36 protein-coding genes are annotated in these 23671 nt (G+C 66.2%); 33 read left to right on the forward strand and 3 right to left on the reverse strand.

What is annotated here, in order from left to right:
• The 28 genes from QO015_RS00005 to rplQ form a co-directional block, all read left to right on the forward strand.
• The coding region (locus QO015_RS00005) for an EF-Tu C-terminal domain-related protein (RefSeq protein ID WP_456077695.1) at positions 1-94 on the forward strand (94 nt) is incomplete at its 5' end.
• Between the two features lie 62 nt (positions 95-156).
• Positions 157-465: a 30S ribosomal protein S10 gene (rpsJ, locus tag QO015_RS00010; RefSeq protein WP_018184903.1), complete on the forward strand. Its 309-nt coding sequence runs from the start codon at positions 157-159 to the stop codon at positions 463-465.
• A gap of 16 nt (positions 466-481) precedes the next feature.
• Positions 482-1186 carry a 50S ribosomal protein L3 gene (gene rplC / locus QO015_RS00015; protein WP_266282536.1) on the forward strand — a complete coding sequence of 235 codons (705 nt, stop codon included), beginning with the start codon at positions 482-484 and terminating at the stop codon, positions 1184-1186.
• On the forward strand, positions 1186-1806 hold the full coding sequence (rplD, locus tag QO015_RS00020) for a 50S ribosomal protein L4 (protein ID WP_266282321.1): 621 nt from the start codon (positions 1186-1188) through the stop codon (positions 1804-1806). Before rplC ends, rplD begins: the two co-directional genes overlap by 1 nt.
• Positions 1803-2096, forward strand: coding sequence for a 50S ribosomal protein L23 (locus tag QO015_RS00025; RefSeq protein WP_266282319.1), 294 nt, complete (start codon positions 1803-1805; stop codon positions 2094-2096). Before rplD ends, QO015_RS00025 begins: the two co-directional genes overlap by 4 nt.
• 22 nt (positions 2097-2118) lie before the next feature.
• Positions 2119-2955, forward strand: a complete 837-nt coding sequence (gene rplB, locus QO015_RS00030) for a 50S ribosomal protein L2 (protein ID WP_266282317.1) — start codon at positions 2119-2121, stop codon at positions 2953-2955.
• A 12-nt stretch (positions 2956-2967) separates the two neighbouring features.
• Positions 2968-3246: a 30S ribosomal protein S19 gene (rpsS, locus tag QO015_RS00035; protein WP_266282315.1), complete on the forward strand. Its 279-nt coding sequence runs from the start codon at positions 2968-2970 to the stop codon at positions 3244-3246.
• Between the two features lies 1 nt (position 3247).
• Positions 3248-3628 (forward strand): 50S ribosomal protein L22, encoded by a 381-nt coding sequence (gene rplV, locus QO015_RS00040; RefSeq protein WP_266282313.1) that lies wholly within the window; start codon positions 3248-3250, stop codon positions 3626-3628.
• The gene (gene rpsC / locus QO015_RS00045) at positions 3628-4341 is read left to right on the forward strand and encodes a 30S ribosomal protein S3 (RefSeq protein ID WP_266282311.1); all 714 of its coding nucleotides are present in this window, start codon (positions 3628-3630) and stop codon (positions 4339-4341) included. Before rplV ends, rpsC begins: the two co-directional genes overlap by 1 nt.
• 31 nt (positions 4342-4372) lie before the next feature.
• Positions 4373-4786: a 50S ribosomal protein L16 gene (gene rplP, locus QO015_RS00050; protein ID WP_266282309.1), complete on the forward strand. Its 414-nt coding sequence runs from the start codon at positions 4373-4375 to the stop codon at positions 4784-4786.
• A gap of 26 nt (positions 4787-4812) precedes the next feature.
• Complete coding sequence (rpmC, locus tag QO015_RS00055; protein WP_266282307.1) at positions 4813-5013, forward strand: 50S ribosomal protein L29; 201 nt, start codon at positions 4813-4815, stop codon at positions 5011-5013.
• A 10-nt stretch (positions 5014-5023) separates the two neighbouring features.
• Complete coding sequence (rpsQ, locus tag QO015_RS00060) at positions 5024-5272, forward strand: 30S ribosomal protein S17 (protein ID WP_266282305.1); 249 nt, start codon at positions 5024-5026, stop codon at positions 5270-5272.
• Between the two features lie 72 nt (positions 5273-5344).
• Positions 5345-5713, forward strand: a complete 369-nt coding sequence (gene rplN / locus QO015_RS00065) for a 50S ribosomal protein L14 (RefSeq protein ID WP_029075463.1) — start codon at positions 5345-5347, stop codon at positions 5711-5713.
• Entirely contained in the window at positions 5713-6030 is a 318-nt protein-coding gene (rplX, locus tag QO015_RS00070) for a 50S ribosomal protein L24 (RefSeq protein ID WP_266282298.1), read from the forward strand. The genes rplN and rplX overlap by 1 nt, the downstream gene beginning before the upstream one ends.
• Complete coding sequence (rplE, locus tag QO015_RS00075; RefSeq protein ID WP_266282296.1) at positions 6023-6580, forward strand: 50S ribosomal protein L5; 558 nt, start codon at positions 6023-6025, stop codon at positions 6578-6580. The genes rplX and rplE overlap by 8 nt, the downstream gene beginning before the upstream one ends.
• Before the next feature lie 25 nt (positions 6581-6605).
• Entirely contained in the window at positions 6606-6911 is a 306-nt protein-coding gene (gene rpsN / locus QO015_RS00080; RefSeq protein ID WP_266282294.1) for a 30S ribosomal protein S14, read from the forward strand.
• 13 nt (positions 6912-6924) lie between these two features.
• The gene (rpsH, locus tag QO015_RS00085) at positions 6925-7323 is read left to right on the forward strand and encodes a 30S ribosomal protein S8 (protein WP_266282292.1); all 399 of its coding nucleotides are present in this window, start codon (positions 6925-6927) and stop codon (positions 7321-7323) included.
• A 40-nt stretch (positions 7324-7363) separates the two neighbouring features.
• Complete coding sequence (gene rplF / locus QO015_RS00090) at positions 7364-7897, forward strand: 50S ribosomal protein L6 (RefSeq protein ID WP_266282290.1); 534 nt, start codon at positions 7364-7366, stop codon at positions 7895-7897.
• Positions 7898-7909: 12 nt separating this feature from the next.
• Positions 7910-8266, forward strand: coding sequence for a 50S ribosomal protein L18 (gene rplR, locus QO015_RS00095; protein WP_266282288.1), 357 nt, complete (start codon positions 7910-7912; stop codon positions 8264-8266).
• 50 nt (positions 8267-8316) lie between these two features.
• The gene (gene rpsE / locus QO015_RS00100) at positions 8317-8865 is read left to right on the forward strand and encodes a 30S ribosomal protein S5 (protein WP_266282286.1); all 549 of its coding nucleotides are present in this window, start codon (positions 8317-8319) and stop codon (positions 8863-8865) included.
• 29 nt (positions 8866-8894) lie between these two features.
• On the forward strand, positions 8895-9086 hold the full coding sequence (rpmD, locus tag QO015_RS00105) for a 50S ribosomal protein L30 (RefSeq protein ID WP_266282284.1): 192 nt from the start codon (positions 8895-8897) through the stop codon (positions 9084-9086).
• Positions 9087-9106: 20 nt separating this feature from the next.
• The gene (rplO, locus tag QO015_RS00110; RefSeq protein WP_266282282.1) at positions 9107-9592 is read left to right on the forward strand and encodes a 50S ribosomal protein L15; all 486 of its coding nucleotides are present in this window, start codon (positions 9107-9109) and stop codon (positions 9590-9592) included.
• A 114-nt stretch (positions 9593-9706) separates the two neighbouring features.
• On the forward strand, positions 9707-11038 hold the full coding sequence (secY, locus tag QO015_RS00115; protein WP_266282280.1) for a preprotein translocase subunit SecY: 1332 nt from the start codon (positions 9707-9709) through the stop codon (positions 11036-11038).
• Positions 11035-11640: an adenylate kinase gene (locus QO015_RS00120; protein WP_266282278.1), complete on the forward strand. Its 606-nt coding sequence runs from the start codon at positions 11035-11037 to the stop codon at positions 11638-11640. Before secY ends, QO015_RS00120 begins: the two co-directional genes overlap by 4 nt.
• 141 nt (positions 11641-11781) lie before the next feature.
• Positions 11782-12150 carry a 30S ribosomal protein S13 gene (gene rpsM / locus QO015_RS00125; RefSeq protein ID WP_266282276.1) on the forward strand — a complete coding sequence of 123 codons (369 nt, stop codon included), beginning with the start codon at positions 11782-11784 and terminating at the stop codon, positions 12148-12150.
• A gap of 82 nt (positions 12151-12232) precedes the next feature.
• A complete protein-coding gene (gene rpsK, locus QO015_RS00130) occupies positions 12233-12622 on the forward strand; it encodes a 30S ribosomal protein S11 (protein ID WP_183397541.1) in 390 nt (129 codons plus the stop codon).
• Positions 12623-12746: 124 nt separating this feature from the next.
• A complete protein-coding gene (locus QO015_RS00135) occupies positions 12747-13763 on the forward strand; it encodes a DNA-directed RNA polymerase subunit alpha (RefSeq protein WP_266282271.1) in 1017 nt (338 codons plus the stop codon).
• A gap of 48 nt (positions 13764-13811) precedes the next feature.
• The gene (gene rplQ, locus QO015_RS00140) at positions 13812-14243 is read left to right on the forward strand and encodes a 50S ribosomal protein L17 (RefSeq protein ID WP_266282270.1); all 432 of its coding nucleotides are present in this window, start codon (positions 13812-13814) and stop codon (positions 14241-14243) included.
• 89 nt (positions 14244-14332) lie between these two features.
• Here the strand turns inward: rplQ and QO015_RS00145 are convergent, their stop codons facing one another.
• A complete protein-coding gene (locus tag QO015_RS00145; RefSeq protein ID WP_266282269.1) occupies positions 14333-15052 on the reverse strand; it encodes a hypothetical protein in 720 nt (239 codons plus the stop codon).
• Positions 15052-16065 (reverse strand): hypothetical protein, encoded by a 1014-nt coding sequence (locus tag QO015_RS00150; protein WP_266282268.1) that lies wholly within the window; start codon positions 16063-16065, stop codon positions 15052-15054. The genes QO015_RS00145 and QO015_RS00150 overlap by 1 nt, the downstream gene beginning before the upstream one ends.
• Positions 16066-16320: 255 nt before the next feature.
• On the opposite strand from QO015_RS00150, the gene QO015_RS00155 reads away from it, so the two are divergent.
• The 3 genes from QO015_RS00155 (at position 16321) to QO015_RS00165 (ending at position 19763) form a co-directional block, all read left to right on the forward strand.
• The gene (locus QO015_RS00155) at positions 16321-17724 is read left to right on the forward strand and encodes a Do family serine endopeptidase (protein ID WP_266282266.1); all 1404 of its coding nucleotides are present in this window, start codon (positions 16321-16323) and stop codon (positions 17722-17724) included.
• Position 17725: 1 nt separating this feature from the next.
• Positions 17726-19036, forward strand: coding sequence for a replication-associated recombination protein A (locus QO015_RS00160; RefSeq protein ID WP_266282265.1), 1311 nt, complete (start codon positions 17726-17728; stop codon positions 19034-19036).
• A 106-nt stretch (positions 19037-19142) separates the two neighbouring features.
• Complete coding sequence (locus QO015_RS00165; protein ID WP_266282264.1) at positions 19143-19763, forward strand: glutathione S-transferase family protein; 621 nt, start codon at positions 19143-19145, stop codon at positions 19761-19763.
• A gap of 10 nt (positions 19764-19773) precedes the next feature.
• On the opposite strand, the gene QO015_RS00170 is transcribed toward QO015_RS00165, so the two are convergent.
• Positions 19774-21255 (reverse strand): DHA2 family efflux MFS transporter permease subunit, encoded by a 1482-nt coding sequence (locus tag QO015_RS00170; protein ID WP_266282262.1) that lies wholly within the window; start codon positions 21253-21255, stop codon positions 19774-19776.
• Between the two features lie 163 nt (positions 21256-21418).
• Between QO015_RS00170 and QO015_RS00175 the strand changes: the two genes are divergently transcribed.
• Complete coding sequence (locus QO015_RS00175; RefSeq protein ID WP_266282261.1) at positions 21419-22531, forward strand: S-(hydroxymethyl)glutathione dehydrogenase/class III alcohol dehydrogenase; 1113 nt, start codon at positions 21419-21421, stop codon at positions 22529-22531.
• Positions 22532-22538: 7 nt separating this feature from the next.
• A complete protein-coding gene (locus tag QO015_RS00180; protein WP_266282260.1) occupies positions 22539-23663 on the forward strand; it encodes an AAA family ATPase in 1125 nt (374 codons plus the stop codon).
• Positions 23664-23671 lie beyond the last annotated feature (8 nt).

Genomic DNA, 23671 nt, shown 5'->3' on the forward strand with positions numbered 1-23671 from the left:
CGTCCCGATCGCGATGGAAGAGAAGCTCCGCTTCGCCATCCGTGAAGGCGGCCGCACCGTCGGCGCCGGCGTCGTCGCATCAATCATCAAGTAAGGCCGAAGCTCCGGAGAGGGCACGTGGCAACGCGTGCCCTCGTGACTTGAGGACAGAAATCGATGAACGGTCAGAATATCCGGATCCGGCTCAAAGCGTTCGATCATCGCATTCTCGATGCATCGACGCGTGAGATCGTGAACACGGCCAAGCGCACCGGCGCCCGCGTTGTCGGCCCCGTGCCGCTGCCGACTCAGATTGAGAAGTTCACCGTGAACCGGTCGCCGCATATCGACAAGAAGAGCCGCGAGCAGTTCGAGATGCGCACGCACAAGCGCCTTCTCGACATCGTCGATCCGACCCCGCAGACCGTGGACGCGCTGATGAAGCTCGACCTCGCCGCCGGCGTCGACGTCGAAATCAAGCTCTGAGGCGAGCGAGGACATGATGCGCTCTGGATTGATCGTACAGAAGCTGGGGATGACCCGCATCTATACGGATGCGGGCGAGCAGGTGCCGGTGACGGTGCTGAAGCTCGACAACTGCCAGGTTGTCGCCCATCGCACGGAAGACAAGAACGGCTACACGGCGGTTCAGCTCGGCAGCGGTCTGGCCAAGGTCAAGAACACGACCAAGGCGGAGCGCGGTCATTTCGCCAAGGCGGAAGTCGAGCCGAAGCGCAAGGTCGCGGAGTTCCGCGTCTCGCCGGAGAACCTGATCGAGGTCGGCGCCGAGCTGACGGCCGAGCATTTCGTCGTCGGCCAGTTCGTCGACGTCTCGGGCACGTCGATCGGCAAGGGTTTCGCCGGCGTCATGAAGCGCCACAACTTCGGCGGTGGCCGCGCGACGCACGGTAACTCGGTCTCGCACCGCGTGCACGGTTCGACCGGTCAGCGCCAGGATCCCGGCAAGGTCTTCAAGAACAAGAAGATGGCCGGCCATATGGGCGACGCCCGCGTCACCACGCAGAATCTGAAGGTCGTTCGCACCGATGTGGAGCGCGGCCTGATCATGGTCGAGGGCGCCGTTCCTGGTGCCAAGGGCGGCTGGATCGAGGTGCGCGACGCCGTGAAGCGCGCGCTGCCGAAGGAAGTGCCGTTCCCGGGCGCGTTCAAGGCGCGTGACGCGGCCGCAGCGAAGGAGACCGAGTGATGGACCTGAAGGTCACCACGCTTGACGGCGGTTCGGCCGGCGAGATCTCGCTCTCGGACGAGATCTTCGGCCTCGAGCCCCGCGGCGACATCCTGCAGCGCATGGTCCGCTGGCAGCTTGCTGCCCGCCAGGCCGGCACGCACAAGTCGAAGGGCCGGTCCGAGGTCTCGGGCACGACCAAGAAGATGTACAAGCAGAAGGGCACCGGCGGCGCACGCCACGGCGCCAAGACTGCGCCGCAGTTCCGCGGTGGCGGCAAGGCCTTCGGTCCGGTGGTGCGCAGCCATGCGCATGACCTGACGAAGAAGTTCCGTCAGCTGGCCCTGAAGCATGCGCTGTCTTCCAAGGCCCGCAGCGAGGATCTCGTGATCGTCGCCGACGTGACCATGGCCGAGGCCAAGACCAAGGTCGTCAAGGAGCGTTTCGCCAAGCTCGGCTGGGCGAATGCCCTGATCATCGACGGCGCGACGGTCGACGAGAAGTTCGGCCTCGCCGCGCGCAACGTTCCGCATATCGATGTGCTGCCGGTGCAGGGCATCAACGTCTACGACATCCTGCGCCGCGAGAAGCTCGTGCTGACCAAGGCTGCGGTCGAAGCGCTCGAGGAGCGGTTCAAATGAGCAACCCGACCCATTACGACATCATCCGCAGCCCCGTGCTGAGCGAGAAGTCGACCATCGCGACGGAACAGTCGAAGGTCGTCTTCAACGTCCTGAAGACGGCGACTAAGCCCGAGATCAAGGCGGCCGTCGAGGCGCTGTTCAAGGTCAAGGTCACGGGCGTGAACACGCTGGTCCGCAAGGGCAAGGTGAAGCGCTTCCGTGGCGTCGTCGGCAAGCAGAGCGACGTCAAGAAGGCGATCGTGACGCTGGCCGAGGGCGAGTCGATCGACGTCTCGACCGGTCTCTAAGAGAGAAGAATAGGCTGAAGCCATGGCTCTCAAGCACTACAAGCCGACCACGCCGGGACAGCGCCAGCTCGTTCTCGTGGACCGTTCCGAGCTCTATGCCGGCAAGCCGGTCAAGGGTCTGACGGTTGGTCTCCGCCAGAGCGGCGGCCGCAACAATCTCGGCCGCGTCACTGCCTATGGCCGTGGCGGTGGTCACAAGCGCACCTATCGCCTCGTCGACTTCAAGCGCCGCAAGCGCGACATGACGGCGGTGGTCGAGCGCCTGGAATATGATCCGAACCGCACGGCGTTCATCGCTCTCATCAAGTATGAGGACGGCGAGCTGAGCTACATCCTGGCGCCGCAGCGCTTGGCGGTCGGCGATACGGTCGTCTCGGCGGCCCAGGCCGACGTGAAGCCCGGCAACTGCATGCCGCTCGGCGCAATGCCGGTCGGCACGATCGTCCACAATGTCGAGCTGAAGCCCGGCAAGGGCGGTCAGGTCGCGCGCTCGGCGGGCGCTTATGCGCAGTATGTCGGCCGTGACGGCGGCATGGCGATCCTGCGGCTCAACTCGGGTGAGCAGCGCCTCGTCAGCCAGGCCTGCGTCGCGACGGTTGGTGCGGTGTCGAACCCGGATCATGCCAACATCTCGATCGGCAAGGCCGGCCGTAACCGCTGGCTCGGCAAGCGCCCGAGCGTTCGTGGCGTCGCCATGAACCCGGTCGATCATCCGCATGGTGGTGGCGAGGGTCGTACCTCGGGAGGCCGTCATCCGGTCACGCCGTGGGGCAAGCCGACCAAGGGCAAGAAGACCCGTAACAACAAGTCGACCGACAAGTTCATCGCGCGCAGCCGTCACCTGCGCAAGTCCAAGTAAGAGGGCTCGACCGTGTCTCGTTCAATTTGGAAAGGTCCGTTCGTCGACGGATACCTCCTGCGCAAGGCCGAGAAGAGCCGCTCTTCGGGCCGCGGCGAGGTGGTCAAGATCTGGAGCCGTCGCTCCACGATCCTGCCGCAGTTCGTCGGTCTGACCTTCGGTGTCTATAACGGCCAGAAGCACATTCCGGTCCTCGTCAACGAGGACATGGTGGGCCATAAGTTCGGCGAGTTCTCGCCGACTCGCACCTACTACGGCCACACGGCCGACAAGAAGGCGAAGAGGAAGTAAGATGGGCAAGCCGAAGCGCGAACGCGCGCTGAAGGAGACCGAGGCTCGTGCGATCACGCGCATGATCCGCGTCTCGCCGCGCAAGCTCAACCTCGTCGCGGAGCTGATCCGGGGCAAGAAGGCCAGTACCGCTCTGGCGGACCTGACCTTCTCGGAGAAGCGCATCGCCCGCGACGTCAAGAAGACGCTCGAGTCGGCGATCGCCAATGCCGAGAACAACCATGATCTCGACGTCGACGCTCTCGTCGTCGCCGAGGCGTTCGTCGGCAAGGCGCTCGTCATGAAGCGCTGGTCGCCGCGCGCCCGCGGCCGGGTCGGCCGGATCGAGAAGCCGTTTTCGCATCTGACGATCGTCGTGCGTGAAGCTGGGGAGGCCGCCTGATGGGCCAGAAAGTCAATCCGATCGGCCTGCGCCTCGGCGTCAACCGGACCTGGGACAGCCGCTGGTTCGCCAACAAGGGCGAATACGGCAAGCTGCTCCACGAGGACCAGAAGATCCGTGAGGTCCTGCTCAAGGATCTGAAGCAGGCCGCGGTCTCCAAGATCGTGATCGAGCGTCCGCACAAGAAGTGTCGTGTGACGATCCACTCGGCGCGTCCGGGCATCGTGATCGGCAAGAAGGGCGCCGATATCGAGAAGCTGCGCAAGACGGTCGGCAAGCTGACCGACAGCGAAGTGCACATCAATATCGTCGAGGTCCGGAAGCCGGAGATCGACGCGAACCTGGTGGCCGCTTCGATCGCCCAGCAGCTCGAGCGTCGCGTCGCCTTCCGTCGTGCCATGAAGCGCGCCGTTCAGTCGGCGATGCGCCTCGGCGCCGAGGGCATCCGTATCAACGCTTCGGGCCGCCTCGGCGGCGCGGAAATCGCCCGCCTGGAGTGGTATCGCGAGGGCCGTGTGCCGCTGCACACGCTGCGCGCCGATATCGACTACGGCACCGCGACGGCGCACACGGCCTATGGCACGTGCGGCATCAAGGTGTGGATCTTCAAGGGCGAGATCCTGGAGCATGACCCGATGGCGTCCGAGCGTCGCCAGACGGAAGGCAACGAGCAGGGCTCGGGCAGCGGTCGCCGCCGCGAAAACGCGGCCTGACGAGCGCCACTGAAGCCGAGAGAGAAGCAAAATGCTGCAACCGAAGCGCACCAAGTTCCGCAAGCAGTTCAAGGGCCGGATCCACGGCGTCGCCAAGGGCGGCACGGACCTGAACTTCGGCGGTTTCGGGCTCAAGGCGCTCGAGCCCGAGCGCGTCACCGCGCGTCAGATCGAGGCGGCTCGCCGCGCGATCACCCGCGCCATGAAGCGCGCCGGCCGTGTCTGGATCCGCGTGTTCCCGGACGTTCCGGTCACCGCGAAGCCGACCGAAGTCCGCATGGGCAAGGGCAAGGGCGCGCCCGAGTATTGGGCGGCGCGCATCAAGCCGGGCCGCATCATGTTCGAGGTGGACGGCGTCGACGAGGAGACGGCCCGCGAGGCGCTTCGTCTCGGCGCGGCGAAGCTGCCGATCAAGACGCGCTTCATCCAGCGCATCGCCGACTGAAGCGGCGAACGGACGAGGACAGAGCCATGAAGGCGAAAGACGTTCGGCTGCAGACGGCCGACCAGCTCGAGACCGAGCTGGCCAATCTGAAGAAGGAGCAGTTCAACCTGCGCTTCCAGAAGGCCACCGGTCAGCTCGAGAACACCTCGCGCGTGCGGCAGGTTCGCCGCGATATCGCGCGCATCAAGACCATCGCCGCGCAGAAGCGCGCCGCGGACCAGGGCTGAGGAGACGAAGATGCCGAAACGCGTTCTGCAGGGCAACGTCGTCAGCGATGCCAATGACAAGACCGTCGTCGTGCTGGTCGAGCGCCGCTTCACGCATCCCGTGCTGAAGAAGACGGTGCGCCGGTCGAAGAAGTACCAGGCCCATGACGAGGCCAATAGCTACAAGGTCGGCGATACCGTCTTCATCGAGGAGTCGAAGCCGATCTCGAAGAACAAGCGCTGGGTCGTTGTCGGCACCGAACTGCCGACGGGCGAGTAAGCACGGAAGAGGTTCGTCGCGGCTCGTCCCTGGTGAGGGGCGGGCAGTGACCATGAAAGTAGGCGGCCAGTCATGATTCAGATGCAGACTAACCTCGACGTGGCGGATAACTCCGGCGCTCGTCGTGTGATGTGCATCAAGGTTCTCGGCGGTTCCAAGCGGAAATACGCCTCGGTCGGCGACATCATCGTCGTGTCGATCAAGGAGGCGATCCCGCGCGGTCGCGTGAAGAAGGGCGACGTCATGAAGGCGGTCGTCGTGCGCACCGCGAAGGATATCCGCCGTCCCGACGGCAGCGTCATCCGCTTCGACAAGAATGCGGCGGTGCTGATCAACAATCAGAAGGAGCCGATCGGGACTCGTATCTTCGGGCCGGTGCCGCGCGAGCTTCGCGCGAAGAACCACATGAAGATCATCTCGCTCGCGCCAGAGGTGCTGTAATGGCTGCCAAGATCAAGAAAGGCGACAACGTCGTCGTCCTGACCGGCAAGGACAAGGGCAAGACCGGCGAGGTGCTCAGCGTGCACCCGGCCGAGGAGCGGGCTGTCGTGCGCGGCGTCAATCTTGCGCGCCGGCACCAGAAGCAGACTGCGAGCGAGCAGGGCGGGATCGTCTCCAAGGAGCTCACGATCCACCTCTCGAACATCGCGATCGCCGACCCCAAGGACGGCAAGCCGACCCGGGTTGGTTTCAAGGTTACCGAAGACGGGCGCAAGCAACGCGTCGCAAAACGTTCGGGAGATGTGATCGATGGCTGAGGCAGCTTACGAGCCGCGGCTCAAGAAGTTCTACGAGGACGAGGTCCGTCAGAAGCTTGTCGCCGAGTTCGGCTACAAGAACGAGATGGAGATTCCGCGTCTCGACAAGATCGTGCTCAACATGGGCATCGGCGAGGCGGTGAACGATTCCAAGAAGGTCGGCACGGCCCTCGCGGATCTCGCCCAGATCGCTGGCCAGAAGCCGGCCGTCACCCGCGCCCGCAAGTCGATCGCGACCTTCAAGGTCCGCGAGCAGATGCCGATCGGCGGCAAGGTGACGCTGCGCAAGGCGCGGATGTTCGAGTTCCTCGATCGCCTCGTCACGATCGCGCTGCCGCGCGTCCGCGACTTCCGTGGTCTCAATCCGAAGAGCTTCGACGGCCGTGGCAACTACGCCATGGGTATCAAGGAGCACATCATCTTCCCGGAGATCAACTACGACAAGGTCGACCAGGTCTGGGGCATGGACGTCATCGTCTGCACCACGGCCAAGACGGACGAGGAAGCGCGCGCCCTTCTGAAGGCGCTCAACTTCCCGTTCCGCCAGTAAGTCGCCGGGAAAGGATCAGGACGAGATGGCCAAGAAGAGCTCCATCGAGAAGAACAACCGGCGCCGCGCGCTGGCCAAGCAGTACGCCAGCCGGCGTATCAAGCTGAAGGCTGTCGCCAACGACGAGAGCCTGCCGCTGGAGGAGCGCTTCCAGGCGCGCCTCAAGCTGGCCGAGTTGCCGCGCAATTCGTCGCCGACGCGCATCCGCAACCGCTGCGAAGTCACCGGCCGTCCGCGTGGCGTCTACCGGAAGCTGAAGATGTCGCGCATCGCGCTTCGCGAACTCGGGTCGCTGGGTCTTATCCCGGGCCTGGTCAAGTCGAGCTGGTAAGGAGAACGGTCCGATGACGATGACCGATCCTTTGGGTGATATGCTCACCCGCATCCGCAACGCGCAGCTGCGCCGGCAGTCGAAGGTCTCCACGCCTTCGTCCAAGCTGCGCCAGCATGTGCTCGAAGTCCTCCAGCAGGAGGGCTATATCCGCGGCTTCGCGACCGTCGACCATGGCGATGGCAAGGCCGAGATCGAGATCGAGCTTAAGTATTTCGACGGCGAGCCGGTGATCCGGACGATCGAGCGTGTCTCGAAGCCGGGCCGCCGCGTCTATGCCTCTGTGAAGAGCATTCCGCGCGTCAAGAACGGCCTCGGCGTGTCGATCCTGTCGACGCCCAAGGGTGTGATGTCGGATGCCGACGCCCGCGAACAGAATGTCGGCGGAGAAGTTCTCTGCCAGGTGTTCTGATCCGGCCCCCAGCGCAACACGAACCGGACGGATTGGTCTGATGTCTCGTATTGGTAAGAAGCCGGTGGCGGTGCCCAAGGGCGTGACGGCCACCATCAATGGCCAGACGGTGTCGGTGAAGGGTCCGAAGGGCGAGCTGTCCTTCAACTTCACGGATCACGTCTCGGTCGAACTCTCCGACAACGGCGTTTCGGTCGCGCCGCGCGATCAGTCCAAGGAGGCTCGCGCCGCCTGGGGCATGTCGCGGACCATGATCGCGAACCTGTTCAAGGGCGTGACCGAGGGCTTCTCCAAGAAGCTCGAGATCAACGGCGTCGGTTATCGCGCAGCGGTGCAGGGTCAGAACCTGCAGCTGGCTCTTGGCTACAGCCACGATGTGATCTATCCGATCCCGGCAGGCATCACGATTCAGTGCGCCAAGCCGACGGAGATCCTGGTGTCGGGCATCAACCGCCAGCAGGTCGGTCAGGTTGCCGCCGAGATCCGCGAATTCCGCGGTCCCGAGCCCTACAAGGGCAAGGGCGTGAAATATGCGACCGAAACGATCTTCCGCAAGGAAGGCAAGAAGAAGTAAACGGAGCCCGTCATGGCCAACATCCAGAAGGACCGGCGCGCCGCGCGTGTCCGCCGTGCGCTCCGCAAGGTGGCGGGAGAGCGTCCGCGCCTCTCGGTCCACCGCTCGTCGGAGCATATCTACGCCCAGGTGATCGACGATGCCGAGGGCCGTACCCTCGCGTCCGCCTCGACGCTCGAGAAGGACCTGCGCAACTCGCTGAAGACCGGTGCCGACAAGGCGGCGGCCGAGGCGGTCGGCAAGCTGGTCGCGGAGCGTGCCAAGGCGGCCGGCGTGACGGCGGTCGTGTTCGACCGCGGTCCGTATCTCTTCCATGGCCGCGTCAAGGCGCTGGCCGACGGAGCGCGCGAGGGCGGGCTCGAATTCTGATGCGACCTTCGGGGCGCGTCTAACGGAACAACAGGACGATTGGGATTTCGATGGCCAGAGAGCAGCGGGAAGAGCGCGACAGCGAATTCGTCGACAAGCTCGTTCACATCAATCGCGTCGCGAAGGTGGTGAAGGGCGGCCGGCGGTTCGGTTTCGCCGCCCTCGTCGTCGTCGGCGACCAGAAGGGCCGGGTCGGTTTCGGCCATGGCAAGGCGCGCGAAGTGCCGGAGGCGATCCGCAAGGCGACCGAGGCTGCCAAGCGCTCGCTCGTCCGCGTTCCGCTTCGTGACGGACGCACCCTGCATCACGACGTGTTCGGCCGCCATGGCGCCGGCCGCGTCTTCCTGCGCGCCGCCCCTCCCGGCACCGGCATCATCGCCGGCGGCCCGATGCGCGCCGTGTTCGAGACGCTCGGCGTCCAGGACGTGGTGGCGAAGTCGATGGGCTCGTCGAACCCCTACAACATGGTGCGTGCCACCTTCGCCGCTCTCGCGGCTGAGGACAGCCCGCGCTCCGTCGCGGCTCGCCGCGGCATCAAGGTCTCCGTGCTTCAGTCCCGCCGTGGCGGGAACGACGCCGAAGTGGCCGCCGAGGCCTGATCGGCCGCGAGGAAGTCGAGGAACTGACCATGGCCAATGAGAAGACGCTCGTCATTGAGCAGATCGCCAGCCCCATCCGCCGCCCGGTCGACCAGCGCGCAACGCTGATCGGCCTCGGCCTCAACCGGATCCGTCGCCGTTCGACGCTGCAGGACACGCCTGCGGTTCGCGGCATGATCGCCAAGGTGGCCCATCTCGTCCGCGTTGTGGACGAGGCGTGAGCCATAGAAGGACCAGTCCGATGAAGCTCAACGAGATCAACGACAACCCGGGCGCCCGCAAGTCGCGCATCCGCGTCGGCCGTGGCATCGGCTCCGGCAAGGGCAAGACCGGCGGCCGTGGCGTCAAGGGCCAGAAGTCGCGCACGGGCGTCGCCATCAAGGGCTTCGAGGGCGGCCAGATGCCGCTGCATCGGCGCCTGCCGAAGCGCGGCTTCAACAACATCTTCGCGCTCGACTTCAACGAAGTCGGCCTCGGCCGTATCCAGGCCGCGCTCGACGCGGGCAAGCTCGAGGCTGGTGCCGTCGTCACTGCCGAGTCGCTGAAGGCCGCCGGCGTCATCCGCCGCGTCAAGGACGGCGTGCGGATCCTCGGTTCGGGCGAGCTCAAGGCCGCTGTGACCTTCGAGGTCGCGGGCGCTTCGAAGCCGGCGATCGAGGCGATCGAGAAGCTCGGCGGCTCGCTCAAGGTTCTCGCTCCGAAGGCCGCCGAAGCCGCGGCCGAGTGACGCGCTGAGCGCATCCGTTGTCGGGACGCCGCTTGATGCGGCGTCTCCGAAAGCCCAGTTTATGTCCCTCTCGGGACATGGGGTCCCCGACTCGGGGCCCGATCGGAGCGGCGAATGGCTTCTGCGGCTGAACAACTTGCGGCCAATCTCAATTTCGGCGCCTTCGCCAAGGCCGATGCGCTCAAGAAGCGCATCTGGTTCACGCTGGGTGCGCTGATCGTCTACCGCCTCGGCACGTATATTCCGCTGCCGGGCATCAATCCGGACGCGCTCGCGAGCGCCTTCAGCAATCAGCAGTCCGGCATTCTCGGCCTGTTCAACATGTTTTCGGGCGGTGCCGTCGGTCGCATGGCGATCTTCGCGCTCGGAATCATGCCCTACATCTCGGCGTCGATCATCATCCAGCTGATGACGTCGATCGTCCCGAGCCTCGACGCCCTCAAGAAGGAAGGCGAGGCCGGCCGCAAGATCATCAACCAGTACACGCGCTACGGCACGGTGCTTCTCGCCGTCGTGCAGGCCTATGGCATCGCCGTGGGTCTCGAGGGCGGAACCAACATCGTCATCGATCCGGGCCTGTTCTTCCGCATCACCGCGGTGATCACGCTGACGGGCGGCACGATGTTCCTGATGTGGCTCGGCGAGCAGATCACGTCGCGCGGCATCGGCAACGGCATCTCGCTGATCATCTTCGCCGGCATCGTCGCGAACCTGCCGCATGCGCTGGCGGGTATGCTCGACCTGACGCGTCAGGGCGCCATGCCGGTCTGGGTCATCGCGCTTGTCGCGATTGTCGCTGTCGCCGCTATCCTGTTCATCGTGTTCATGGAGCGGGCGCAGCGCCGCCTGATCATCCAGTACCCGAAGCGCCAGGTCGGCAACCGGATCTTCCAGGGCGAATCCTCACATTTGCCACTGAAGCTGAACACCGCCGGTGTGATTCCGCCGATCTTCGCCTCGTCGCTGCTGCTTCTGCCCGCGACCGTCGCGAACTTCACGCAGGGTCAGGGCCCGAGCTGGTTCAACACGATCGTCGCGCTGCTCGGCCACGGCACGCTCCTCTACATGGCGCTCTATGCTGCCATGATCGTGTTCTTCGCCTTCTTCTACACAGCCATCGTGTTCAACCCTTCGGACACGGCCGACAACCTGAAGAAGCATGGTGGCTTCGTGCCGGGTATCCGGCCTGGCCAGCGCACCGCAGAATACATTGACTACGTTCTGACGCGAATCACGGTGCTCGGCGCTGCCTATCTGGTGATCGTCTGTCTGCTGCCTGAGTTCCTGATCTCGGCGACGCATGTGCCGTTCTATTTCGGCGGTACCTCGCTCCTGATCGTCGTCAATGTGACGATGGATACTGTGTCGCAGATCCAGGGGCACCTGCTGGCTCACCAGTATGAGGGTCTGGTCAAGCGGTCGAAGCTGAAGGGGAAGAGGCGATGAGACTGATCCTGCTCGGACCACCGGGGGCTGGTAAGGGCACGCAGTCTGCTCGTCTCGTGCAGGAATATGGCATCCCGCAGCTGTCGACTGGCGACATGCTGCGGGCTGCAGTCGCGGCCGGCACGCCGGTTGGCCTCCGCGCCAAGGCGATCATGGATGCCGGCAATCTCGTCTCGGACGATGTGGTGATCGGTATCGTCGCCGACCGGATCGACCAGCCGGATGCCCGCAAGGGGTTCATCCTCGACGGTTTCCCCAGGACGATTGCCCAGGCGGATGCGCTTGAGGCGATGCTGGCGGGGAAGGGGCTCAAGCTCGATGTCGTCGTCGAGCTCAAGGTCGACCAGAACAAGCTGATCGACCGGATCGTGAAGCGCGCCGAGGAGACCAAGGCGCGCGGCGAGCCGGTGCGCAAGGATGACGATCCGGAGGTCTTCAAGACCCGGCTCGAAGCCTACCGTCGCGACACCGCGGCGATCGCTCCCTACTACAAGGAACGCGGGCGCCTCATCGAGATCGACGGGATGCGGTCGATCGACGAGGTCTGGGCCGATATCAAAAAGACGGTCTCGCCTCTTGACGAGGTCGTCGCGAGCCGATAAGGGTCGCGCCTCAATCCGGCCGGCGCCGTCCCTCGATCAGGAACGGCGCTGTTTGCCGTTAACAATACGTCCGCAAGGGCCGGCCTCCACCGGACGCGGACATAACTGCCGCCCGTAAGGGTGGCCTACATGGAGACGGCAATGGCCCGTATCGCAGGCGTCAATATCCCGACGAACAAGCGCGTCGTCATCGCGCTTCAGTACATCCACGGCATCGGCGCGAAGAACGCCAAGGACATCGTCGAGAAGGTCGGCATCGACCCCTCGCGTCGCGTCAACGAGCTTTCGGACGCCGAAGTCCTTCAGATCCGTGAAGCGATCGACCGCGACTACGTCGTGGAAGGCGATCTGCGCCGCGAAGTGGCCATGAACATCAAGCGGCTCATGGACCTCGGCGCGTATCGCGGCCTGCGTCATCGCCGTGGCCTGCCGGTCCGTGGCCAGCGCACGCATACCAATGCGCGCACCCGCAAGGGCCCGGCCAAGCCGATCGCAGGCAAGAAGAAGTAATTTTCGCGAGCTAAGGGGCGCTATGCCCCCGGTGGAGCCGCCGGCATTACGGCGGTGACGAGATCGAACCCAAGGATAGAGAATGGCTAAGGACACCACGCGCGTACGCCGCCGCGAGCGCAAGAACATCTCCTCCGGCGTCGCGCATGTGAACTCGACGTTCAACAACACCATGATCACCATTACCGACGCGCAGGGGAACACGATCTCCTGGTCGTCCGCCGGCATGATGGGCTTCAAGGGCTCGCGCAAGTCGACGCCGTATGCGGCGCAGATGGCTGCCGAGGATGCGAGCCGCAAGGCCGCCGAGCACGGCATGAAGACTCTCGAGGTCGAGGTTTCGGGTCCGGGTTCGGGCCGCGAGTCGGCGCTGCGCGCGCTGCAGGCCGCCGGCTTCACGATCACCTCCATCCGCGACGTCACGCCGATTGCCCATAACGGCTGCCGTCCGCGCAAGCGTCGCCGCGTCTGACGGCTCTCGCCGGCGCCCGGAAACGGGGGCCGGCCATTTGCGCTTCGGCATTGCGCCCGCGGCTTCACCCGGGCGACGGCCCGCCGGTCCGAACGGCGGCGCCTGAGATGGAAAGGATACGGTCGTGATCCACAAGAATTGGCAAGAGCTGATCAAGCCGAACAAGCTCGAGGTTACGCCGGGCTCGGATCCCAAGCGCCTGGCGACCGTCGTTGCGGAGCCTCTGGAGCGGGGCTTCGGCCTGACGCTCGGCAATGCGCTGCGCCGGGTTCTGCTGTCGTCGCTTCAGGGCGCGGCCGTGACGGCCGTCCAGATCGACGGCGTGCTGCATGAGTTCTCGTCCATTGCGGGCGTGCGTGAGGATGTGACCGACATCATCCTCAACATCAAGGAAATCGCCATCAAGATGCAGGGCGATGGCCCGAAGCGGATGGTGGTGCGCAAGCAGGGTCCGGGCGTCGTCACCGCAGGCGACATCCAGACCGTCGGCGATGTCGAAGTGCTCAACCCCGAGCTCGTGCTCTGCACGCTCGACGAGGGCGCAGAGATCCGCATGGAGTTCACGGTCAACACCGGCAAGGGTTACGTGCCGGCCGACCGTAACCGGCCCGAGGACGCGCCGATCGGTCTCATCCCGGTCGACAGCATCTATTCGCCGGTCAAGAAGGTCTCCTACCGGGTCGAGAACACCCGCGAGGGCCAGGTGCTCGATTATGACAAGCTGACGCTGTCGGTCGAGACGGACGGCTCGCTTCGTCCTGACGATGCCGTCGCCTATGCGGCGCGAATCGTGCAGGATCAGCTGTCGATCTTCGTCAATTTCGAGGAGCCGCAGAAGGAGACGACGACGGAGAGCATTCCGGAGCTCGCCTTCAACCCTGCGCTGCTCAAGAAGGTGGACGAGCTCGAGCTTTCGGTGCGCTCGGCGAACTGCCTGAAGAACGACAACATCGTCTATATCGGCGACCTCATCCAGAAGACCGAAGCCGAGATGCTCCGGACTCCGAATTTTGGTCGCAAGTCGCTCAACGAGATCAAGGAAGTTCTCGCCCAGATGGGTCTCCATCTCGGCATGGAGGTCACGAACTGGCCGCCCGAGAACATCGAAGAGCTCGCCAAGCGCTACGAAGACCATTATTGAGATCGCACCCACGGCGTGAGCCGCCGGTCAATTCTGTAGGAGAGAGCCATGCGCCACGGTAATTCGGGCCGCAAGTTCAGCCGCACCGCCAGCCATCGCAAGGCGATGTTCGCCAATATGGCCGCTGCGCTGATCACCCACGAGCAGATCACCACCACGCTGCCGAAGGCGAAGGACCTGCGTCCGATCGTCGAAAAGCTCGTCACGCTCGGCAAGCGGGGCGACCTGCATGCGCGTCGTCAGGCGATTGCCGAGCTGCGCGACGTCGCGGCGGCGAAGAAGCTCTTCGACACGCTTGGTCCGCGCTACAAGGAGCGGAACGGCGGCTACACCCGCGTTCTCAAGGCCGGCTTCCGCTATGGCGACAACGCCGCCGTCGCCGTGATCGAGTTTGTCGATCGCGACGTCGAGGCGAAGGGCGCTGCTGATCGCGCGCGCACCGCGGCCGCCGAGGCCGAGGGCGAGGCCGTCGCGGCCTGATCGTCCAGTCATCGGATCGAATTAAAAAGGCGGCCTTCGGGCCGCCTTTTTCATTTGTGGGAACGCTCCGCCGACTGGTCAGGCAGCGCTCAGGGTCGGGGCGCCAGCGGTGGCGGGAAGGCGAGGATCTCGCTGGTGTAGTTCTCGGCCACGAGGCTGAACGCCGTGCCGTCCGGCTTCTTGAGCACCGCCCGATGCGCGAGCACGAATCGAGGCATGTCCAAGACGGGTCCATCCTTGGGAAGCGAGATTGGCTTTGCGCCGCCCGCCATCTCCCAGCCGCCTGGCAGCGGATGCCAGACGAGCTGCGCATCGAGAGTCGTGCGCGAGAAGCCGAGCGGCTTCACGACGCGCCCGAAGGCGGTGTCCGTCGTCTCGAGCTCGCGGTTCATGGCCTCGGTGAGTTGGCCGGGCCGGTACCAGTTGTCGGCCTCGGACAGGACGCGGCTGCCGCAGGTGAGGCGAACACGGCGGTGCACGATGCGCTCGTCGGGCCCAGCGCTCAGCGCGGACCGGATCTCGGCGTCGGCGGGCTTCTCCGTGCCCTTGACCCGTTCCGCGACGATCTTGCTGCCGGCGGGCGCCAGCGCATGGTCGGCACACCAGCGATCGAGGGTCAGCGTTGCCGAAGGCGTCGAAAGCAGCGTCGCGTTGAGCGTCTGGATGAGGGCGAGCGCAGCGAGGCGAGTTTCGGTCGTGTCCGGCCAGGCGGGCGGCGCCGGCTCGCGTGCGAGCGCGGGGGCGGCCACGAGCAGGACGGCGACGGAGACGCCGGCGATGGCGCCGGCGAGGCGGCCGAACGTGGACATCAGAGCTTTTCCAGCGACGTGAAGCGGAAGAGGAAGCTCGGCTCCGTCATCGACTGGTCGAGCGACAGGCGGCTCGAGCGATAGCAGTCCGGCTCGTCGGCGAAGAAGGTGCCCGAGAAGCGAATGGCATCGCCCTTCGCCAGCTTGCCGACCGCGGCGGCGAGCGGCGTCCCGGCAAGGATCAGCGTCTTGTCCTCGATATCGGACATGGCGTTGTTCCAGGTCTTTACCAGCGTGCCGTCCGGCAGTGCGACGGACAGGATCGTGCGGCCGCCGGGATCGCGTTCGACTTCCCTGATCGCGCCGACCCAGCCATTGACCTCGGGCTTCTTGACGGCGGCGCAGATGGCAGCAGCGCGCGAGGACTGCAGCGCTACGCGGTCGTCGTCGCCGGCCTTCTCATAGGCCGTCCGCGCGTCGCCCACCGCCTTGATGAACGCAGTCTCGTCCCGCGACTGCTTGTCGGCGAGGGCGGCGAGCTTCTCGGCCTCGCTCGGCTGCGGCGGAGCGGGTGGCGGCGCGGGAACTTCCGGTGCGGGCTGCGGCGCGGGAACGGCGGCAGTCGCATCGGGTGAGGCCGGCTGCTGCGCTCCGGCCGGCGGGGTCGCGGCGAGGGGATCGGTCTCGGTACCGACGACGGTGGTCGTTGTCACGGAGACCGGGGCCGGCATCTTGTTCGGTGCGAGCTGCGATTCGTCCTTGGAGGCGGCGGGATCGGCGGCCGGCTGCGCGGCAGGCGGTGCAACGGGCGCAGGATCCGGGAAGGCCGTTTCGGCGGGCTGCGGATCGACGGCGATGGGCTCGGTGACGATCGGCTGCGGCGAGGGCAGGGCGGCGATGTCGAAGCCGGGCAGGCGCGGCTTCAGGATCGCGCCGCCGCCGCCGACGATGACCGCGAGCAGGCCGAGCGATGTGAAGACGCTGTTGACGAGCCGCGGACCGCGCAGGATCAGCGGCATGACGCCGGCGAGCAGCAAGACGAGGCCGGCGATGAAGAGCAGAACCCAGAGCATCGGTATCCTTCTCGCCCCGCGGCTATTATCCAGAAGCGGACAACGGCGCCAAGTGCCGAATCAGGCGAATGGAAATGCTCCACCGGCAAGGTGCCGAAGCCAAGACGGGATCGGCGCGACGCTAGGGCCGCAGTGCGGCGGCGCGGCATGCGAGGAGCGGGCGTCGCGCCGGGGCGACGGAGCACTGCGGCCACGGCGTCGCCTCATTTGATGGCGAATCGTCGCCGAAAGCCTGAAACCGAGGAGATGGAACGCATGCGGCGACTGGTGATGACGGCCCTGGCGGTAGCGACGCTCGCCACAGCGGCTCCGGCCCGCGCGGCCGAGACGGTTGTCCCGCCCTCGCAGGCGGCGCTGGTCTATTCCTTCGCGCCGCTCGTGAAGCGCGTCTCGCCGGCCGTGGTCAATGTCTATGCCTCGCGCACGGTGCGCCAGCGCGTCTCGCCGTTCATGGACGATCCGTTCTTCCGCCAGTTCTTCGGCGGCGGCGGTTTCGCGACACGACCGCGCGTGCAGCAGTCGCTCGGCTCGGGCGTCATCATCGACAAGTCGGGCGTCGTGGTGACCAACTATCACGTGATCGCCAATGCCGACGAGGTAAAGGTCGCGCTCGCCGACAAGCGCGAACTCGCGGCCGACATCGTCATGAAGGACGAGCGGATGGACCTCGCCGTGCTTCGGCTCAAGGGCGGGAGTGGCGATTTCCCGACCATCGCCTTCGCCGACTCCGATGCGCTCGCGGTCGGCGACCTGGTACTGGCGATCGGCGATCCCTTCGGCGTCGGCCAGACTGTCACGAGCGGCATCGTCTCGGCGCTCGCCCGCACGCAGATCGGCGCGTCCGACTACCAGTTCTACATCCAGACCGACGCGGCCATTAACCCTGGCAATTCGGGCGGCGCTCTCGTCGACATGGAGGGGCGGCTGGTCGGCATCAACACGGCGATCTATTCGCGCTCCGGCGGGTCGATCGGTATCGGCTTCGCGATTCCCAGCAACATGGTACGCGTCGTCGTCGCCGCGGCGCTGACCGGCAAGCGCGTGCAACTTCCCTGGATCGGGGCAGACTTCCAGCAGGTGACGCCCGATCTCGCGGCTGGGCTCGGGCTCGACCGGGCGCGCGGCGCGCTCGTCGCTTCGGTCGCCGATGGCAGCCCGGCCGAGACGGCGGGCCTCAGAGCCGGCGACCTCGTCGTCAGCGCCGATACCGTGGATGTCGACGATCCGCCCTCTCTCAATTACCGCCTCGTGACGAAAGGCATCGGCTCCACGGTCGAACTCGGCGTCATCCGGGGCGGGCGGGCCGAGAAGGCGACCATCGCGCTGCAGGCGGCGCCCGAAGTGCCGCCGCGCGACGAGCGGGTGATCAGCATCGAGTCGCCCTTCGCCGGGGCGACGGTCGTCAATCTTTCGCCGGCCGTGATCGCCGATCTCGGCTATAAGGGGCGTCGCAGCAAGGGCGTCCTGATCGAGAAGATCGCGGAGGGCTCGATCGCGGCGGGTGTCGGCTTCCAGGCCGGCGATGTCATCGTCGAGGTCAATGGCGTTCCGGTCGACGCGACGCGCACGCTGGAGGATCTCGCCCGCCAGCGGTTCGACCTGTGGCGGCTGGCCATCGAGCGGGACGGCCGGCTGATCCGATCCACCATCGGAGGATGAGGTGAGCAATCTGTTCGAGGCGGCGGGGCTGGAGAAGGCGGCGCCGCGGCCGTTGGCCGACCGGATGCGGCCGACCCGTCTCGCCGAGGTCGTCGGACAGGACCATCTCGTCGGCGAGACCGGCGCGCTCACCCGCATGCTGAATTCCGGTTCGCTCGGCTCCATGATCTTCTGGGGACCGCCGGGCACCGGCAAGACGACGGTGGCGCGGCTGCTCGCCGGCGAGACCGACCTTCACTTCGAACAGATCTCGGCGGTGTTCTCGGGCGTCGCCGATCTCAAGAAGGCCTTCGAGCAGGCGCGCGCGCGCCGCCAGATGGGCCGCGGCACGCTGCTCTTCGTCGACGAGATTCATCGCTTCAACCGCGCGCAGCAGGACAGCTTCCTCCCGGTCATGGAGGACGGCACCGTTACGCTGGTCGGCGCGACGACGGAAAACCCGTCCTTCGAGCTCAATGCGGCGCTCTTGTCGCGCGCCCGCGTGCTCGTCTTTCATTCCCATGACGCGCAGTCGATCGGCCAGTTGCTGACACGGGCGGAGGCGGAGGAGAAGCGCCCGCTGCCGCTCGACGAGGAGGCGAGGGCGGTGCTGGTCCGCATGGCCGACGGCGACGGCCGCGCGGCCCTAACGCTTGCCGAGGAAGTGTGGCGCGCGGCGCGGGCGGGCGAGGTGTTCGACGCGGCGGCGCTGCAGGAGATCGTGCAGCGGCGGGCGCCGATCTACGACAAGGGCCAGGACGGGCACTACAACCTGATCTCGGCCCTGCACAAGTCGGTGCGTGGCTCCGATCCCGACGCGGCGCTCTATTATCTCGCCCGCATGTTCGATGCCGGCGAGGACCCGCTCTATCTCGGGCGCCGCCTGGTGCGCATGGCGATCGAGGATATCGGCCTCGCCGATCCGCAGGCCCTGGTGATCGCCAATGCCGCCAAGGACGCCTACGATTATCTCGGCAGCCCGGAGGGCGAGCTCGCCTTTGCGCAGGTCGCCGTCTATCTCGCGACGGCGCCGAAATCGAATGCCGTCTACACCGCTTTCAAGGCCGCGACGGACGTCGCCAAGAAGGGCGGCTCGCTGCTGCCGCCGAAGACGATCCTCAACGCGCCGACCAAGCTCATGAAGACCGAGGGCTATGGCTCAGGCTATCGCTACGACCATGACGAGCCGGACGCCTTTTCCGGCCAGGACTATTTCCCCGAGGCGCTCGGGCGGCAGACCTTCTACGAGCCCGTCGAGCGCGGCTTCGAGCGTGAGATCAGGAAGCGGCTGGAGTACTGGGCGAAGCTCAGGAAGGAGAGGGGCGGAGGGTAGAGCCGGGCCCCCGTTCGGCGGGATAATCCCGGGTCTTCGGAAAATCCGATGACTTTGGCCCCGATCGGGGCAGAATGCAGCGATCGGTCTTGCACGGGCTCACCGCATGTTCCTCATCGGCCAATACGATTCCCCCTTCGTCCGCCGCGTTGGCATCGCGCTCCGGCTCTACGAGCTGCCGTTCGAGCATCGGCCGTGGTCGAGCTTCGGGGATGCCGACAAGATCGCGCGCTACAACCCGCTCCGGCGCGTGCCGACGCTGGTGCTCGACAGCGGCGAGGCGCTGATCGAGAGCAGCGCGATCCTCGATTGGCTCGACGAGCAGGTGGAGGAGGAGAGGCGCCTGATCGCCGATCATGGTCCTGACCGCCGCCGCGCGCTGCGTCTCGCCGCCCTCTCCACCGGTCTCGCCGACAAGGCGGTGATCCTCTTCTACGAGGGCGTGCTGCACAAGGAGAAGTCCGACATCTGGGTCGCGCGCTGCAAGGCGCAGATCGCCGATGTGCTGGACGTGCTGGAGAAGGAGCGGGCCGCGGCGCCAACGTCCTATTTCTTCGGCGAGCGGCTGAGCCACGCCGATATCGCGCTCGCGGCGGCGCTTCGCTTCGTCAGCGACGTTCACCCGGACCTTTACGGTCATCATCCCGCGCTGGAGGCACACGCCGCCCGCTGCGAGGCGCTCCCGGTCTTCGTCGAGATCTCGCAGCCTTTCGTGCCGCCGGCCTGAGGATCAGGCGTCAGGCCTCAGGCGCGAGGCGGCGGCGGATCAGCGTCGCAACCGTCGCAACGAGCGCGATGCCGAACATCAGTCCGAAGCTCGATTCGACGGCGCCCAGCATGGGATGGCCGTAGAAGAAGACGTCCGTCTGCGTCTCCGCGCTGATCCGCGCCGTCTGGAAGCGCAGCATGGACGCGGCGCTGGCGACGCCGAGGCTGACGCCGAGCATGCGCGCGAGATTGAGCATCGCGCCCGCCTCGCCTGAAAGGCCCTTCGGCGCCGTGCCCATGGTGGCGCTGTTGTTCGGCGCCATGAAGAAGCCGAGGCCGGCACCGAAGACGGCGAGTGCCACCATGCCGATGGCACGCGAGGGGACCGGTTCGAGGGCGATCAGCGACAGGGTGAGCAGCGCGGTCGTGGAGAGCGCCATGCCGAAGAGGCTGAGCGTCGCCGTCGTGTAGCGCTTCACCAGCATGCCGGCGATCGGCGCCGCGATGCCGAGCGCGATCGGGATCGCCGACATCCTGAGTCCCGCGCGGGTTGGCGGCTCGTGCAGGCCGCGGATCAGCGCATAGGACATCAGGTAGAACATGCCGTAGAGCAGCGCGAAGCTCAGCATGACGGCGAAGACGCCGAGCGAGAACGGGCGCGAGCCGAACAACTTCAGATCGATCATCGGTGCCTTTGCGCCCCGCTCGCGCCAGATGAAGAGCGCCAGCAGCGCGACGCCGGCGACGAGGAGCGAAAGCGACGGGGCCGAGGCGATGCCCCAGTCGGCGGCGTGGTTGAGGACGACGACGAGCGCAACGATGGCTGGCCCGAGCAGCACCATGCCGAGCCAGTCGAAGCCATTCTCACGAGGCGAGGGGGAATCGTCCGGCAGGACCAGCCAGCCGACGGCGACGCCGACGATGCCCACCGGTACAGTCACCCAGAAGATCGCAGGCCAGCCGAACGACCCCAGAAGCAGCCCGCCGACGATCGGGCCGAGGCTGACGCCGACCGCCTGCGCGGCGGAGAAATAGCCCATGGCGCGCGGACGGCGTTCGTTGCCGGCGGCATGGACGAGAATGGCGATCGAGTTGGCGCCGAGCAGCGCCGCGCCGACGCCCTGCACGACGCGGAAGGCGATGAGCTCGCCGAGCGACCCGGCCATGCCGCAGAGCGCCGAGGTGACGAGGAAGATCGTCATGCCGAGCAGATAGAGGCGCTTGCGACCGAACATCTCGCAGAGGCGGCCGAAGGGCGGCAGGGCAGCGGAGAACGCGACGACATAGGCTAGCGCCACCCAGCTGACCACGGTTTCGCGCGTCTCGAATCGGACCGCGAGATCCGGCAGCGCGAGCTGGACGACGCTGGCGTCGAACTGGCCCATGAAGGAGCCGACGCAGGTGACGGCGACGACATACCAGGGATAGTTCGGCCGGGCGGCGATGCGCTCGCGCAGCGCCGTGATCGGATTCTTCCCGGTGGCTGCGCCGGACGCCTGCGGCTCGGTCATGTATGTCTTCCCTCGAAGGCGGCCTTTATCGCATGGCAACCGCCTTTGTGCACCGGGAGGCGAGGCATGACGCGCGCCTCTTTCCGGCCCGGCACCGCGGCGTATAAGGTCGGCCGGAAACGGGATCGATCGCGCCGCTGCGATCATGAGGGAGGACCGAGGGATGAAAACCCGCGCCGCCGTGGCCTGGGAGGCCAACAAGCCGCTCACCATCGAAACGATCGAGATCGAAGGGCCGCGGCCCGGGGAAGTGCTGGTCGAGATCATGGCGACGGGCGTCTGCCATACCGACGCCTACACGCTGTCCGGCCTCGATTCGGAGGGGAAGTTCCCCGCAATCCTCGGCCACGAAGGCGCGGGAATCGTGCGCGAGGTGGGCGCGGGCGTGACCTCGGTGAAGGTCGGCGACCACGTCATCCCGCTCTATACGCCCGAGTGCCGCAACTGCAAGACGTGCCTGTCGCGGCGTTCCAACCTCTGTACGTCGATCCGATCGACGCAGGGGCAGGGACTGATGCCCGACTCGACCTCGCGCTTCTCCTGCGACGGCGAGACCGTGTTCCACTACATGGGGACCTCGACCTTCTCGAACTTCACCGTTCTCCCTGAGATCGCCGTTGCCAAGGTCCGCGAGGACGCTCCCTTCGACAAGATCTGCTACATCGGCTGCGGCGTGACGACCGGCATCGGTGCGGTCATCTACACGGCCAAAGTCTGGCCGGGGGCCAATGTTGTCGTCTTCGGCCTCGGCGGCATCGGCCTGAACGTGATCCAGGGCGCCCGCATGGTTGGCGCCGACAAGATCATCGGCGTCGATCTCAACCCGGCCAAGGTCGAGATGGCGAAGAAGTTCGGCATGACGCATTTCGTCAATCCGGACGAGGTCGGTCGTGACAAGGTCGTGCAGGCGATCGTCGATCTGACCGGCGGCGGCGCCGACTTCTCGTTCGAGTGCATCGGCAATGTTCACACGATGCGCCAGGCGCTCGAATGCTGCCATCGCGGCTGGGGCGAATCGATCATCATCGGCGTGGCCCCCTCGGGGACCGAGATCTCGACGCGTCCGTTCCAGCTCGTCACCGGCCGCGTCTGGCGCGGTTCTGCCTTCGGCGGCGCGCGCGGCCGCACCGACGTGCCGAAGATCGTCGACTGGTACATGGACGGCAAGATCAACATCGACGACCTGATCACCCACACCATGCCGCTGGACGAGATCAACACTGCCTTCGACCTCATGCACGAGGGCAAGTCGATCCGCTCGGTAGTCCTCTTCTGACGGCCGCATGGCGCTGCCGCTCCGCGCGATCGAGATCGAGAACTACCGCTCGATCCGAAAGCTCCACCTGCCGGTCGAACGGCTGACGGTTCTTGTCGGCCGCAACGGCGTCGGCAAGTCCAATCTCTACCGCGCGCTCGAGCTCCTCCAGCGCGCGGCGGCGGGTACGATCACGCGGGCGCTGGTGGAGGAAGGCGGGATCGAGTCCGCCTTCTGGGCCGGCAAGCGGCGGGACGGAGACCTCGCGCGGATCAGGTTGCGGGCGATCTTCGACGAACTCGACTATGCGATCGAGATCGGGACGCCGGCGCCGATCGACGAGGCGGCGCTGACGGCGGCCGAGCCCATGGCGAAGGCGGAGGAATTGCGCTCGCTGCTCGGCCGCAAGCCTGTGACCTTGATGAAGCGGGGCGGGCCGTCGGCCTGGCTCCGTGACGAAGACGGTTCCCGCCAGAGCTACAGCGAGGCGCTCATCCCGTCGGAGACGGCGCTGGCCGCGTTCCGCGACCAGGGTCGCTTTCTCGAGCTGGAACTCGTGCGGCGGGCATTGACCGACTGGCGCTTCTACCACGATTTCCGCACCGATCGCGCCTCGGCCCTCAGGGTGCCGGCGCTCGCCATCACGACGCCGACGCTCGCCTCGGACGGATCGGACCTCGCCGCTGCGCTCGCGACGGTGAGGATCATCCGCGGCGAGGCGCCGGATATCGAGGCCGCGATCGAGGATGCGTTTCCCGGCGCGCGGCTCTCGTTCGAGTTCGGCCGGGGCCAGGTGGCGCTCGGCCTGCGGCTCGCCGACCTGCCGCGGACGCTCGCCGTGCACGAACTCTCGGACGGGACGCTTGCCTATCTCGCGCTGGTGGCGGCGCTCACCAGCTACCGGTTACCGGGCTTCATCGCGCTCAATGAGCCGGAGGCGAGCCTCCATCCCGAGTTGATCCGCCCGCTGGCCCGGCTCATCGCAAGGGCCGCGGAGCGCACGCAGGTCTGGGTCGTCACGCATTCCGAGCCGCTCGCGGCGGCGCTGGCGGAGGAGGGCGGGGTCCGACCGCGCACGGTGATCAAGGAGGAGGGCGCAACCTGGATCAGGGGGCTCCGGCGAGTCGGCACCTTCGACGACGATGAGTCGTGAAGGCCGCC

The sequence above is a fragment of the Kaistia geumhonensis genome (assembly GCF_030815145.1).
In the GTDB taxonomy this organism is placed as follows: domain Bacteria; phylum Pseudomonadota; class Alphaproteobacteria; order Rhizobiales; family Kaistiaceae; genus Kaistia; species Kaistia geumhonensis.

Bases quoted from the DNA above. Each gene is read 5' to 3' on its own strand.
- rpsJ (WP_018184903.1), top strand. From the start codon at position 157: ATGAACGGTCAGAATATCCGGATCCGGCTCAAAGCGTTCGATCATCGC.
- rplC (WP_266282536.1), top strand. From the start codon at position 482: ATGCGCTCTGGATTGATCGTACAGAAGCTGGGGATGACCCGCATCTAT.
- rplD (WP_266282321.1), top strand. From the start codon at position 1,186: ATGGACCTGAAGGTCACCACGCTTGACGGCGGTTCGGCCGGCGAGATC.
- QO015_RS00025 (WP_266282319.1), top strand. From the start codon at position 1,803: ATGAGCAACCCGACCCATTACGACATCATCCGCAGCCCCGTGCTGAGC.
- rplB (WP_266282317.1), top strand. From the start codon at position 2,119: ATGGCTCTCAAGCACTACAAGCCGACCACGCCGGGACAGCGCCAGCTC.
- rplV (WP_266282313.1), top strand. From the start codon at position 3,248: ATGGGCAAGCCGAAGCGCGAACGCGCGCTGAAGGAGACCGAGGCTCGT.
- rpsC (WP_266282311.1), top strand. From the start codon at position 3,628: ATGGGCCAGAAAGTCAATCCGATCGGCCTGCGCCTCGGCGTCAACCGG.
- rplP (WP_266282309.1), top strand. From the start codon at position 4,373: ATGCTGCAACCGAAGCGCACCAAGTTCCGCAAGCAGTTCAAGGGCCGG.
- rpmC (WP_266282307.1), top strand. From the start codon at position 4,813: ATGAAGGCGAAAGACGTTCGGCTGCAGACGGCCGACCAGCTCGAGACC.
- rpsQ (WP_266282305.1), top strand. From the start codon at position 5,024: ATGCCGAAACGCGTTCTGCAGGGCAACGTCGTCAGCGATGCCAATGAC.
- rplN (WP_029075463.1), top strand. From the start codon at position 5,345: ATGATTCAGATGCAGACTAACCTCGACGTGGCGGATAACTCCGGCGCT.
- rplX (WP_266282298.1), top strand. From the start codon at position 5,713: ATGGCTGCCAAGATCAAGAAAGGCGACAACGTCGTCGTCCTGACCGGC.
- rplE (WP_266282296.1), top strand. From the start codon at position 6,023: ATGGCTGAGGCAGCTTACGAGCCGCGGCTCAAGAAGTTCTACGAGGAC.
- rpsN (WP_266282294.1), top strand. From the start codon at position 6,606: ATGGCCAAGAAGAGCTCCATCGAGAAGAACAACCGGCGCCGCGCGCTG.
- rpsH (WP_266282292.1), top strand. From the start codon at position 6,925: ATGACGATGACCGATCCTTTGGGTGATATGCTCACCCGCATCCGCAAC.
- rplF (WP_266282290.1), top strand. From the start codon at position 7,364: ATGTCTCGTATTGGTAAGAAGCCGGTGGCGGTGCCCAAGGGCGTGACG.
- rplR (WP_266282288.1), top strand. From the start codon at position 7,910: ATGGCCAACATCCAGAAGGACCGGCGCGCCGCGCGTGTCCGCCGTGCG.
- rpsE (WP_266282286.1), top strand. From the start codon at position 8,317: ATGGCCAGAGAGCAGCGGGAAGAGCGCGACAGCGAATTCGTCGACAAG.
- rpmD (WP_266282284.1), top strand. From the start codon at position 8,895: ATGGCCAATGAGAAGACGCTCGTCATTGAGCAGATCGCCAGCCCCATC.
- rplO (WP_266282282.1), top strand. From the start codon at position 9,107: ATGAAGCTCAACGAGATCAACGACAACCCGGGCGCCCGCAAGTCGCGC.
- secY (WP_266282280.1), top strand. From the start codon at position 9,707: ATGGCTTCTGCGGCTGAACAACTTGCGGCCAATCTCAATTTCGGCGCC.
- QO015_RS00120 (WP_266282278.1), top strand. From the start codon at position 11,035: ATGAGACTGATCCTGCTCGGACCACCGGGGGCTGGTAAGGGCACGCAG.
- rpsM (WP_266282276.1), top strand. From the start codon at position 11,782: ATGGCCCGTATCGCAGGCGTCAATATCCCGACGAACAAGCGCGTCGTC.
- rpsK (WP_183397541.1), top strand. From the start codon at position 12,233: ATGGCTAAGGACACCACGCGCGTACGCCGCCGCGAGCGCAAGAACATC.
- rplQ (WP_266282270.1), top strand. From the start codon at position 13,812: ATGCGCCACGGTAATTCGGGCCGCAAGTTCAGCCGCACCGCCAGCCAT.
- QO015_RS00145 (WP_266282269.1), bottom strand. From the start codon at position 15,052: ATGTCCACGTTCGGCCGCCTCGCCGGCGCCATCGCCGGCGTCTCCGTC.
- QO015_RS00150 (WP_266282268.1), bottom strand. From the start codon at position 16,065: ATGCTCTGGGTTCTGCTCTTCATCGCCGGCCTCGTCTTGCTGCTCGCC.
- QO015_RS00155 (WP_266282266.1), top strand. From the start codon at position 16,321: ATGCGGCGACTGGTGATGACGGCCCTGGCGGTAGCGACGCTCGCCACA.
- QO015_RS00165 (WP_266282264.1), top strand. From the start codon at position 19,143: ATGTTCCTCATCGGCCAATACGATTCCCCCTTCGTCCGCCGCGTTGGC.
- QO015_RS00170 (WP_266282262.1), bottom strand. From the start codon at position 21,255: ATGACCGAGCCGCAGGCGTCCGGCGCAGCCACCGGGAAGAATCCGATC.
- QO015_RS00175 (WP_266282261.1), top strand. From the start codon at position 21,419: ATGAAAACCCGCGCCGCCGTGGCCTGGGAGGCCAACAAGCCGCTCACC.
- QO015_RS00180 (WP_266282260.1), top strand. From the start codon at position 22,539: ATGGCGCTGCCGCTCCGCGCGATCGAGATCGAGAACTACCGCTCGATC.